This window comes from Gemmatimonas sp., from assembly GCF_044376735.1.
Classification (GTDB): domain Bacteria; phylum Gemmatimonadota; class Gemmatimonadetes; order Gemmatimonadales; family Gemmatimonadaceae; genus Gemmatimonas.
In genome coordinates, this window is record NZ_JBILKJ010000083.1 from 1 (window position 1) to 11,627 (window position 11,627).

Here is an 11,627-nt window from a genome sequence, read left to right on the forward strand (position 1 = left end):
CACTCGGCGTACCGATGGGGCACCCCCAAACGGGTGAGCGTGGCATCGAGGTCGCGATTCTGATCGACGAAGGGATCGTCGACTCCCACGTCGACCATCATCTGTGGCAGCGGTGGCGCGCCGGTGGCGACCCGCTGCTGGAGGCGCTGCGCCATGCGTCCGGGGTCGCGAGCGTTCCAGCCAATGGTGTCCTTCCCCATGACCCAGCGGAGATCCGACCACAGGTTCTTCGCCGCGACCTGCAACTCGGCGGCCGTGTTGGCGTAGCGGGCCGGCGGCACGAACGGCGTGGGGCCGAGGTAGCGCGGCGAGACGACCCCCGAGTGACTGGCGGCAGCGGCGAAGACCTCGGGATACTGCAGCGCCACCGTGAGCGCGCCGAAACCACCCATGCTCAGGCCGGCGATCCCCCTGCTCTCGCGGTTAGCCTTTGTGCGATAGCGGGTGTCCATGTACGACACGATGTCGCGCGCGATGTAGTCGTCGTAGCGCGTCCACGGCACACAGTACGTGGCCGCGGGTTCACGACGACTGGTGTCGGCGCGGCAGGCGTTCACATCGCCCAACTGATTCCAGGTGGCGTACCAGCCGTCGTCACCGTCGGGCATGGCGATGATGGCTTCGGGGGCACCGGCGCGTGTCAGGGAGTCCATGGTGACGTGCAAGCGGCCGGCATCGACCCAGTTGCGCTCGCTCCCGGTGCGGCCGTGCAGATACACCAGCAGCGGATAGCGGGTGCCCGCCGCCCGCTGATACGAGGGCGGCAGATACACCACCAGCGCCTTGGCGGCGCCCAGTGACTGCGACCAGATGGTGTCCGTGCGCACCGTGCCCGTCTGCGCCAGCGACACCGACGCGCTCCCGGCGGCGGCGAGCAGCGCGGCGGCCAGACGTGTCGCGTGCCGCACGGTTCGCGACGACACGGCAGGCATTACTTGATGATGGTGCCGAGGCGTCCCCACCGAATATCGGTGATGAACGGCAGCGGGCGGACGCTCTCGTCGGCGTTGTACGAGTAGTAGACGAACACCGGACGACCCCGCACGTTCTCACGGGGCACGAAGCCCCAGTAGCGGCCGTCCTTGGAGTCGTAGCGATTGTCGCCGAGCATGAAGAGGAAGTTCGCGGGCACGACCAGCGGGCCCCAGTCGTCGAGCGTGGGCGATGCCGGCGGATCCCCGGCGGACGTTCCGCGGACCTCGAACGGCTTCTGCCAGCTGAAGAGCGGGTGCGAAAAGCCACCATCGCCCTTCGGGTTTTCCGCCGCCAGGGCGCCCTGACGTTGGGCGATTCCGTTGACGTGAAAGACCCCGCCTCGCATCCAGATGGTATCGCCGGCCACGGCCACGAGGCGCTTCACCAACGTCGGATTGGGATCTTCGGGCTGGTCGACCTGATTCGGCGAGACGAACACCACCACGTCGCCGCGCTCCGGATCGTCGTAACCCGGCAGATTGACGTCGGTGAACGGCACGTGCGGGCCGTAGACCAGCTTGTTCACGAAGAGCCAGTCGCCCACCAGCAGCGTGGGGATCATGCTTCCCGAGGGGATGCGGTAGGCCTCGATCAGAAACGTCCGGATGGCGAGAAAGAGCGCCAGCGTAACGAGGACCGCCTTGACGTTCTCCCAGACGGTGGAGCCACCGCCACCGGAGGAGGAGGAGGAGGTGCCGGCGCGGAGGTTCGCCACACTCTTGCGATCGGTGCTGTTGGTTGACGAACTGCGTTTCGAGGCCACGGACGGTGCGGTTGGGAAGTCGAGGACGGACTAGATCAAAGGGGCGCGCCCGGCAAGGACGCGCCCCTTCAACATACGCGGCGAACCGTCGGGTGTTACGACAGGTGCTTGGAGACCAGCGACGTCATCTCGAACATGCTGACGGACTTCTTGCCGCCGAACACGGCCTTGAGCTTATCGTCGGCGTTGATGTTGCGCTTGTTCTTGGCGTCCTGCAGGCCGTGCTTCTTGATGTACGCCCACAGCTTCTTCACGACTTCCGTGCGCGGAAGCGGCTTGTCGCCGACGACGGCGGCGAGCTCGCCGCTCGGCGTGAGGGCCTTCATGAACGCGGCGTTCGGCGTACGCTTGGCGGCCTTCTTCGCCGGGGCCTTCTTGGCAGCGGCCTTCTTGGCGGGCGCCTTCTTCGCGGCAGCCTTCTTGGGGGCGGCCTTCTTCGCCGGCGCCTTCTTCGCAGCGGCCTTCTTCGGGGCAGCCTTCTTCGGGGCAGCCTTCTTTGCAGCCTTCTTCGCAGACTTCTTCGCAGCGGCCATGTTGTCTCCTGAGGTGGTGACCGGTCGGGTCGCGTCGAGCGGTACAGCTCTCGACAGATCTCGCGAAGACGCGGTTACGTCTCAGCGGACGGGAAAAACTACAATCACGAATACGTCGCGCAATAGTGCTTTTCCCGTTTTTCCCTATGAAAAGCGCACTTCGCGCGAAAATCAGCGACTTTTTTTTGCCGTTTCTCCCTCGGGCAATCGGTTTTTGCCCTTCTGCTGCTCGAGGAATGCGACGAGTGCGCGCAGTACCTCGCCCTCGACGCGACGCGACGCGAGGCGCACGTAGCCGCGCGGATCGCCATCGAAGTCGTCCAGCAGGAGGTGATCGGTGTGCGGCAGGCGCACGGTACGCGCGTCGGGGAGCGCGGCCGCGAGTTCGTCGGCCTGCGCCACCGGGACCTGGCGGTCGTTCTCGCCATGCAGCAGCAGCACGGGTTGACGGACGTCGCGCCCAATCGCGCGCGGGTCGAGGGCGAACCACGTGCGCAGCCAGGGATCGGTGGCGGCGATCGCATCGGCCTCCGCTTCGGCTCGCGCGAGCACGGCGGTCCGTTGCGCCGGCGGCCACGTGGTGAGATCACCCGCGACCAGCGTCGCCCGCTGCCACCGGGCGATTTCCCGCCCGGGGCGCGACGCCGCCCCCAGCAACCCCAGCTTCCACACACGGGGATCGTCGCGTGCCACCAGGAGGGCCACCAACGCGCCCTCGCTATGGCCCACGAGGGCGATCCGATCCGGCTGTACGCGCGACTGCTGACGCAGCCAGGCAACCGCGGCCGCTGCATCGCGCGCGAAATCTTCGGTGGTCGCCCCATCGAACAGTCCGGTGGAGGCACCCACCCCGCGATCGTCGAGTCGCAGTACGGCGAAGCCGGCGGCCAGCAACGTGTCGGCCAGGTCGACGAACGGACGATAGCCCGGCAGTTCCGTGCGCGCCCCATCGCGGTCCTGCGCACCGGATCCGCTCAGCAGCAGGACCGCCGGCACCGGTGTCGGTGTGGCCGGCGGCATTGGGATCGGCGGCAGCGCAAACTCGCCGCCGAGCGTGACGTCGGGGTTGACCACCACGCGCACTTCGCGATACGCGCGGTGCGGTGAAGCGCTCTCATTCGCCGGCGCCGGGCGCGCGTCGCAGGCCAGCGCGACCGCGCCACACACCGCCGCGCCGAGCATGGCCTTCCCGAGCACCACGACGGCCCGCGGCCCGTGATGGCGCGCGCCGATGCCCATCAGCCGCGCACGGGCTCCGTCGCCAGCGTGCGCAGCAGCGCAATCGACCGCAGGTCCCATGGATCGGGCGTGTCATCGTCGTCGGCGACCTCGGCGTGCTCCTGCGGCGTCTCGAGGATGAGGGGTACCCCCGCCGCGCGGCGGTCGTGCAGCAGCCAGCTGAACGCATCGGTGCCGATCAGCCCTTCGCCGATGAGCGCATGGCGATCGCGATTCGAGCCCAGGGCGCCTTCGCTGTCATTGAGATGGAAGAACGCCGGCGGTTCGCCGGTGGCGGCTTCGAACGCGTCGAGCACCTGCGTCAGGTCGGCGCGCGAGGTCGCAATCGGATACCCCGACGCGAACAGGTGACAGGTGTCGAGTCCGTAGCCGGTGCGCGCGCGATCGGCGGCCGGGATGCCGGCGAGCATCGCGCCGACTTCATCGGGCGTGCGCCCCACCGTGGTGCCGGCACCGGCGGTGTTCTCGATGAGCAACCGGGTGTGACTGGCCGGGACGGCCGCGAGCGCACGACGCATCGCCTCCGACACGCGGGCGATCGCCGCGTCACGGTCGCCATCGGTGGCGGCACCGGGATGGAAGCACACGCCGGCCACGCCGAGGGCGGTGGAGCGCTCGAACTCCTTGGCCAGCGCGGCGGCGGCCCGATGCCATTTTTCCTCGTCGGGTGTGGCGCAATTGATCACGTACGCCGCGTGCACGATGACGTGCTCGGGACGAATGCCGGCGATGGCCAGCGCTTCCTGATACCGGGCGAGTCGATCGGGTTTCATGCCGACCTTGTCGTTGTAGAACTTCGGAATGGCGCTGAAGATTTGCAGCGCCTGCATGCCCCCCTTACCGGCGCGGCGCGCGGCCATGGGGATGCCTCCGGTGTCGATGCAATGGGCGCCGAGGAGAAGCGACATAGGATGCGTGGTCGGTAAGGGGAAGCGCGAGGGACTGACGGGGTTCAGTGGACGGTCAGCGGGCGACGCGGGCGCGTCGCAACCGGACGGTCGGCTCGGCGCCGGCAGCGATTTCACTCCAGCCCACGACAACGGCGCGCCCCCGCACCACCACGTGCGGATCACGCGCATCGGCGACCGCTCCACTGGCGGTGAGGCGGTCTTCGAAGAGATGCCCCGAGGTGCGTGACACGGCGAGCCCGATCTTGCGGCGACCAAGGCCGCTGTTCGGATCTTCGTACGCCACCGCGACCACATCGCCGTCTACCGCCACCCGTGCGTCGCCGATGCGGTCGCCGTAGATGATCGCGACCGGCGGCTCGAACGTCGACCGCGGGTCCATCTGGTGTGCGTAGAACACGCCCGGCCCTTCCGGGCCGGTGAGGGCGTACGCGACGTGGACGTACCCGTACTTTGTGTCGATGGCGACGCTCGGGGCGGGACGGGCGCAGCCATAGGCGCCACGATCGGCGGCCTGCGCGTCGCCCGGGCCCTGGTCGAGCGAGTCCACCATGATCGGCCCGCGCCACGCGCTCCTCGAGGCCCCGCCCGCGGCCGAATCGACGGCGGGGGGCACCACCCTATCCCGCCAGGCCGCCGCGAGCCGTACGCGGCCACCAGCACCCCGAGCCCACCACACGGCGACTTGCCCGCGCGCGCCCGCGGAGACAATGCGGAGGGACCGGGCGCATCGGAGCGAGTCGATCGGCGCGTCGCCATCGCCCAGCGCCGTCAGCGGCGCCTGCGCGGTCTGCACCGGGGGCAGCATGACATGGTTCGCGATCGAGTCGCTGGCCTCGGCCATGGCCGCGATCGTGGGCTCCAGCAGCGACTGGCCTCCGGCTTCGCGCCACCGATCCTGCGTGAGCAGGAAGTCGGCCTGCGGCGACGCGGCGTTCAGGGTGGAGTCGGTCGCCACGTACGGCGGATAGGCCAGCGGGGATGGCAGACTCGTGGCCACCGCCTCGGCATCCACCCAGCGGACCGGCGGTGTGTCGCAGGCCGCGAGCGTGAAGAGGAACGCGAGCGGCACCGCGAGCCGCGGGCGGTGGCTCCGGGAGACCGGAAACGCGGCGAGCGGGCAAACGGAAGGCAGAGCCATGCGCGAAGGGTAGTGCAAGATCCGTATGGCGCTAGCTTTACGGTTCCTCATCCTGCCCTCTCGGAGAACGTCTGATGTCTTTCGCCGCCTTCGATGGCACGCGTCGCGTGCCGGTCGCCGTGAACGAGCCGGTGCGCACCTACGCGCCGAACTCGCCTGAAACGAAGAACCTGAAGCTCCGCCTCGACCGCATGGCGGCCGAGCAGGTGGAGATTCCGATTGTGATCGGCGGTCGCCGGATTCACACCGGCGACATCGGTACGGTTACGATGCCGTGCGACCATCATCACGTACTGGCCACGTACCACAAGGCCACCCCGGCGCTGGTGCACGAGGCCATCGCGGCCAGCGCCGCCGCCTACGCCGACTGGTCGAGCTGGCGCTGGGAAGACCGTGCCGCGGTGTTCCTGCGCGCCGCCGAGCTGCTGACCACCACGTGGCGCGACACCATGCTCGCGGCCACGATGCTCGGCCAGGCGAAGACGGTACATCAGGCCGAGATCGACGCGACGTGCGAGCTGATCGATTTCTGGCGCTTCAACGTGCAGTTCGCCCAGGATCTGTACGCCGAACAGCCGTTGTCCGACCACACGATGTGGAACCAGCTGGACTACCGGCCGCTGGAAGGGTTCGTGTACGCGGTCACCCCGTTCAATTTCACGGCGATCGGCGGCAACCTGCCGGGGGCACCGGCGCTGATGGGCAACGTGGTGCTCTGGAAGCCGTCGGCCACGGCGCTGCTGTCGTCGTGGTACACGATGCAGCTGCTGGAAGAGGCGGGGCTCCCGCCGGGGGTGATCAACTTCATCCCGGGCGACGCGGGCATGATCTCCGACATCGCGCTGGCGCACCGCGATCTGGCGGGCGTGCACTTCACCGGCTCCACCGGCGTGTTCAACAGCATGTGGAAGACGATCGGCTCGAACATGGGGACCTACAAGTCGTATCCACGCATCGTGGGTGAGACGGGCGGCAAGGACTTCATCGTCGTGCATCCCAGCGCCGACCCGCAGGCGGTGGCCGTCGGCATCGTGCGCGGCGCATTCGAATATCAGGGACAGAAGTGTTCGGCGGCCAGCCGCGCGTACGTGCCGAAGTCGATGTGGCCCGACGTGAAGGCCCGCTGCGTGGCGATGATGGCCGAGATGAAGCAGGGTGACGTGCGCGACTTCTCGAACTACGTAGGGGCCGTGATCGACCGGAAGGCCTTCAATCGGCTGAAGGGGTATCTCGACGACGCCAAGACGTCGGCGACCATCGTGGCCGGCGGCGGCTACGATGATTCGAAGGGTTGGTTCATCGAGCCCACGATCGTGGAAACGGACGATCCGACGCACCGCATGCTGTGCGAAGAGCTGTTCGGCCCGGTGATCACGATCCATCCGTACGACGACCACGCGTGGCGGGAAACGCTCACGCTGGTGGACACCACGTCGCCCTACGCCCTCACCGGCGCGATCTTCGCGCGCGACCGCGGCGCCGTGCGCGAAGCCATGAGCGTGCTGCGCCAGAGCGCGGGCAACCTGTACATCAACGACAAGCCCACGGGCGCGGTGGTCGGCCAGCAGCCGTTCGGTGGCGCGCGTGGCTCGGGCACGAACGACAAGGCGGGATCGAAACTCAACCTGATGCGCTGGGTGAGTGCACGGAACATCAAGGAGACGTTCTCGAGTCCGCTGGATTGGAAGTATCCGTTCCTGGGGTGATTCCCGGTTGGGTGTTGGCGGATGGACTCACGTGAGTTTGGGGTTTCGAGTTGGGGTTTCGAGTGGTGCGTAGGCGAACTGCTTCGGCTTGACCCACGACCCGAAACTCGAACTCGAAACTCGAAACTCACCGGTTGCTTTGATTATGCGCACCCTCCGCTTCATCACCGCCGACGTCTTCACCACCGAACCCTTCACGGGCAATCAGCTCGCGGTGGTATTTGGCGCCGAGGGGCTTCCCACCGAGACGCTGCAGGCCATCACGCGCGAGTTCAATTACGCGGAAACCACGTTCGTGTTCGCGCCCGAGGATCCGTCGCACACGCGGCGGGTGCGCATTTTCACGCCGGAGCTCGAAGTGCCGTTCGCCGGACATCCGACGATCGGCACGGCGCACGTGCTGGTGGCCAGTGGTGAAGTGCCGGCGCTGGGCAGCGAGATGACGCTGGTGCTGGGCGAGAATGTGGGGCCGGTGCCGGTGCGGGTGACGCTGGAGCATGGCGTACCGGTACACGCACAGCTCACCACGGCCCAGCTACCAGAAGAGCGGGTAGAGGTGACCGACCTCGAGGCATTGGCGCGTGTACTGTCGCTGTCGGCGACGGATCTCGTGGGTGGCCTGCACGCGCCGACGGGGGTGAGCTGCGGCCTGCCGTTTCAGCTGATCGCGCTCAACAGCGTGGAGGCCGTGGAGCGCGCGCGCCTCCACCACGATGCGTGGGACACCACGCTCAAGGGGATGTGGGCGGCGTGGCCGATGGTGTTCGCGATGGCGCGTGATGGCGGCGACGCCGATCGCGAGGCGCGGCTGCCGCTGCATGTACGTGGCTGTGATATCCGCGCGCGGGTGTTCGTGCCCGGCTCCACCGTACCGGAAGATCCCGCGACCGGATCGGCCAATGCCTGCCTGGCCGGCTATCTCGCCAAGCGCACGCCACGCGATGGGGTGCTTCGCTGGGAGGTGGCGCAGGGCGTGGAGATGGGGCGTCCCAGCCGACTGCACATCGAAGCGCACAAGCGCGACGGTGTGATCGATGCCGTCCGCGTGGGTGGTGCGACCGTCCTGGTGAGCGAAGGAACGATGGCGGTGCGGTAACGGCGCCGTTAAACGGGCGGTCGCGCCGATCCCGGGATCGTCGGATACTCGCCGCTGGGCTGCCCGAACCCTAACGCGTCGAGGCCGTGTGACCACAGCACCATCCGATTGCGGCCGCTACGCTTGGCGGCGTACAACGCGTCATCCGCGCGCGACTGCAGGGTTTCCGCGATGGATTCGTCGGGGACGGTCTCCGACACCACCCCGATGCTCACGGTGAGCGAGACCGTGGCATCGGGCGCGCCGAACGTGTGACGGCGGAAGGCCTCGAGGATACGTAACGCGAGATGATGCGCGCCGGCGGCCGAGGTGTTGGGCGCGAGAATCATGAACTCTTCGCCACCGGTACGGGCGACGATGTCATCGGTGCGCGCCTTGGCCCGCAGGAGTTCGCCGGTTTCGGCGATGACCTGATCGCCCACCAAGTGCCCGTACGTGTCATTCACCTGCTTGAAGAAATCGAGGTCGAGCGCCAGGAGCGCGACGTCCGTCTTCGTGCGGGCCGCGTGGGCCAACTCACGCCGGTACTGCTGTTCGAAGCCCCGCCGGTTGTAGCACCCAGAGAGCGCGTCAGTCAGCACGATGTCGACCAACTGCAAACGCATGCGGTTGTAGGCGCGTCCCACCGTCGTGATGGCGTCGGGGCGCTCATCGGCCTCCACGTCGTACGAGGTACTGAAGTCCCCCTCTTCGGCACGCTCGAAGATCGACACCAACGTGGCGAGGCGGGCGTGGAGATGACTCTGCACGCGAATCACGAGCAACGCGCCGAGGAAGAAGAAGCTGAGCGTGGTGAGCGCGCTGGTCCACGACACGTCGCTGCCGTGGCGCTGAGCGATGTCGTTGATGAGCAGAAACGCAGCCGAGATCGCGGCCAGCATGAGCAGCGCCGGGGCACGTCCGAAGAACACATGCGTGACCTGCAGCGAGAACAGCGCCAGCAGCAAACCGCGATCGTAAGCGCTGGGTTCGGCGAGAAGAAAGACCAGCAGGAACACGACCACGAGATCGGCCACGACCATCAGCGCGGAGAGCGTGCGGCCCGCCGCTCGCGTGCGCCGGACGAGCGCGCGGATGCCCAGCACGAGCAGGAGGTACGTGACGACCGTCAGCGCCAGCACGCGGTCGGCGACACCGGCGCCGATCGTCAGGTCCGCCACCAACGAGAGCTCGAGACTGTCGGCCCGGCGCAGCCCGATCGCGATAAAGGCGGCGAACACGGCCAGCGCGATCCGGTATCCCGTTTGCCAAAGCAGGATATCGGCGTTGGCCGTGTCGGTGCGGGAGGATTCGTTGGTCATTGTGTTGTGTTGCAGGACAATAACGTGCAGGTGGCGTGTCCACCAACCTTGGCTCCCCGGTGCTTCCCCCGCCCTCCCATTTGTGCGCGGGACGCCGCTGGCGCCCCGCGCTGGGCCACTGGTGCCTCTCGCGAGGACGATCGTCGTGGCATTCGGCAACGGGCGGTTACCGGGCCCCTCCGGGGGTGTCGCGCAGCCGCGCTCGATTATTTTTCAGCGTATGACGACCATCGCCCAAGCCGACTTCATCCAGTCCATCGCGGACGCGCTCCAGCACATCTCGTACTTCCATCCGCTGGATTACATCCATGCGCTAGGCGACGCCTACGAGAAGGAACAGAGCCCGGCCGCGAAAGACGCGATCGCGCAGATCCTCACCAACTCGCGCATGTGCGCCGAAGGCCATCGTCCGATCTGCCAGGACACAGGCATCGTGGTGGTGTTCCTCAAGGTTGGCATGGACGTGCGCTGGGACGCCACGATGTCGGTGCAGGAGATGGTCAACGAAGGCGTGCGACGCGCCTACCTGCAGCCCGACAACGTGCTGCGCGCCTCCATCGTGGCCGACCCGGCATTCTCGCGCAAGAACACGCGCGACAACACGCCGGCGGTGGTGCACTATGAAATCGTGCCCGGCAACACGGTCGAGGTGAAGCTGGCGGCCAAGGGCGGCGGCTCGGAGAACAAGTCGAAGTTCGCGATGCTCAACCCCAGCGACTCGATCGTGGATTGGGTCATGAAGACGGTGCCGCTCATGGGTGCCGGCTGGTGCCCGCCGGGCATGCTCGGCATCGGCATCGGTGGCACGGCGGAGAAGGCGATGCTCATGGCAAAGGAATCGCTGATGGAGCACATCGACATGACGCAGCTCAAGGCACGCGGTCCGCAGAACAAGCTCGAGGAGCTGCGCATCGAGCTGTGCGACAAGATCAACGCCCTCGGTATCGGCGCGCAGGGACTCGGCGGCCTCTCCACCGTGCTCGACGTGAAGATCTTCGATTACCCCACGCACGCCGCATCCAAGCCGATTGCGATGATCCCGAACTGCGCGGCCACCCGGCACGCGCATTTCACGCTCGACGGCCGCGGCGCGGTGAGGTTGCCGGTGCCGAGCCTGTCTGACTGGCCGGATGTGACGTGGCGTCCCGATGTGAACGCCAAGCACGTGGACCTCGACACACTCACCCCCGAGATCGTGGCCACGTGGACGGCCGGCGATCGACTGCTGCTCAGCGGCAAGCTGCTCACGGGGCGCGACGCGGCGCACAAGCGGATTGCCGACCTGTTCGCGAAGGGCGAGGGGCTCCCCGATGGCGTCGACTTTACCAATCGCGTGATCTACTACGTGGGCCCGGTCGATCCCGTGCGCGACGAAGCCGTGGGACCGGCCGGCCCGACGACCGCCACGCGCATGGACAACTTCACCGAGATGATGCTGGCCAGGACGGGGCTGATCTCGATGATCGGCAAGGCCGAGCGCGGACCGGTTGGGCTGGAGGCCATTCGCAAGCACAAGGCGGCGTATCTGATGGCCGTGGGTGGCGCCGCCTATCTGGTGTCGAAGGCGATCCGCGCGTCGCGCGTAGTGGCGTTCGAAGACCTCGGCATGGAAGCGATCTACGAATTCGAGGTGGAGAACATGCCGGTCACCGTGGCCGTCGACGCCGCGGGGAGTAACGTGCATGAGACGGGGCCGCGTGAATGGCAGGAAAAGATCCGGCATCTACCGATCCTGGCCGGGTAAGCAACACGGGGGCGGTCCAAGCGGATCGCCCCTCTTTTTTTTCGGGATAGCCTGTAAGTTCGGGCCATGCACCTCATGGTCCGAACCTTCCTCGCGGCCGTTGCGGCGGTCGCCCCCAGCCTGCTCGCAGCGCAGGGAACGACCGCCCGTACTCCGCTTACCCTCGAGCGCATCACCGGCGGGCCACCGCTCGCCGGCCTTGCGCCGACGTCCCCCAGTTG

Annotated in this window: 10 protein-coding genes; 3 read left to right on the forward strand and 7 right to left on the reverse strand. The window is 67.4% G+C overall.

What is annotated here, in order from left to right; genetic code table 11:
- The 6 genes from ACIRA7_RS11310 to ACIRA7_RS11335 form a co-directional block, all read right to left on the reverse strand.
- Positions 1–932, reverse strand: a 932-nt coding sequence (locus tag ACIRA7_RS11310; RefSeq protein WP_396220947.1) for an alpha/beta hydrolase, incomplete at its 3' end; no start/stop codon positions are given.
- Positions 932–1,738 carry a signal peptidase I gene (lepB, locus tag ACIRA7_RS11315; protein ID WP_396220948.1) on the reverse strand — a complete coding sequence of 269 codons (807 nt, stop codon included), beginning with the start codon at positions 1,736–1,738 and terminating at the stop codon, positions 932–934. The genes ACIRA7_RS11310 and lepB, both read right to left, overlap by 1 nt.
- Before the next feature lie 95 nt (positions 1,739–1,833).
- Positions 1,834–2,271: an SWIB/MDM2 domain-containing protein gene (locus tag ACIRA7_RS11320; RefSeq protein ID WP_396220949.1), complete on the reverse strand. Its 438-nt coding sequence runs from the start codon at positions 2,269–2,271 to the stop codon at positions 1,834–1,836.
- Positions 2,272–2,442: 171 nt separating this feature from the next.
- Positions 2,443–3,510, reverse strand: coding sequence for an alpha/beta hydrolase family protein (locus ACIRA7_RS11325; protein WP_396220950.1), 1,068 nt, complete (start codon positions 3,508–3,510; stop codon positions 2,443–2,445).
- Positions 3,510–4,418: a deoxyribonuclease IV gene (locus ACIRA7_RS11330; protein WP_396220951.1), complete on the reverse strand. Its 909-nt coding sequence runs from the start codon at positions 4,416–4,418 to the stop codon at positions 3,510–3,512. The genes ACIRA7_RS11325 and ACIRA7_RS11330 overlap by 1 nt, the downstream gene beginning before the upstream one ends.
- A gap of 55 nt (positions 4,419–4,473) precedes the next feature.
- Positions 4,474–5,559 (reverse strand): hypothetical protein, encoded by a 1,086-nt coding sequence (locus ACIRA7_RS11335; RefSeq protein ID WP_396220952.1) that lies wholly within the window; start codon positions 5,557–5,559, stop codon positions 4,474–4,476.
- Between the two features lie 74 nt (positions 5,560–5,633).
- Between ACIRA7_RS11335 and pruA the strand changes: the two genes are divergently transcribed.
- Entirely contained in the window at positions 5,634–7,265 is a 1,632-nt protein-coding gene (gene pruA / locus ACIRA7_RS11340) for an L-glutamate gamma-semialdehyde dehydrogenase (RefSeq protein ID WP_396220953.1), read from the forward strand.
- A 145-nt stretch (positions 7,266–7,410) separates the two neighbouring features.
- A complete protein-coding gene (locus ACIRA7_RS11345) occupies positions 7,411–8,361 on the forward strand; it encodes a PhzF family phenazine biosynthesis protein (RefSeq protein WP_396220954.1) in 951 nt (316 codons plus the stop codon).
- An 8-nt stretch (positions 8,362–8,369) separates the two neighbouring features.
- On the opposite strand, the gene ACIRA7_RS11350 is transcribed toward ACIRA7_RS11345, so the two are convergent.
- The gene (locus tag ACIRA7_RS11350; RefSeq protein WP_396220955.1) at positions 8,370–9,662 is read right to left on the reverse strand and encodes a diguanylate cyclase; all 1,293 of its coding nucleotides are present in this window, start codon (positions 9,660–9,662) and stop codon (positions 8,370–8,372) included.
- Between the two features lie 220 nt (positions 9,663–9,882).
- Here ACIRA7_RS11350 and ACIRA7_RS11355 point away from each other — a divergent pair, with 220 nt between their 5' ends.
- Positions 9,883–11,406, forward strand: a complete 1,524-nt coding sequence (locus ACIRA7_RS11355) for a fumarate hydratase (protein WP_396220956.1) — start codon at positions 9,883–9,885, stop codon at positions 11,404–11,406.
- The last annotated feature ends 221 nt before the right edge of the window (positions 11,407–11,627 follow it).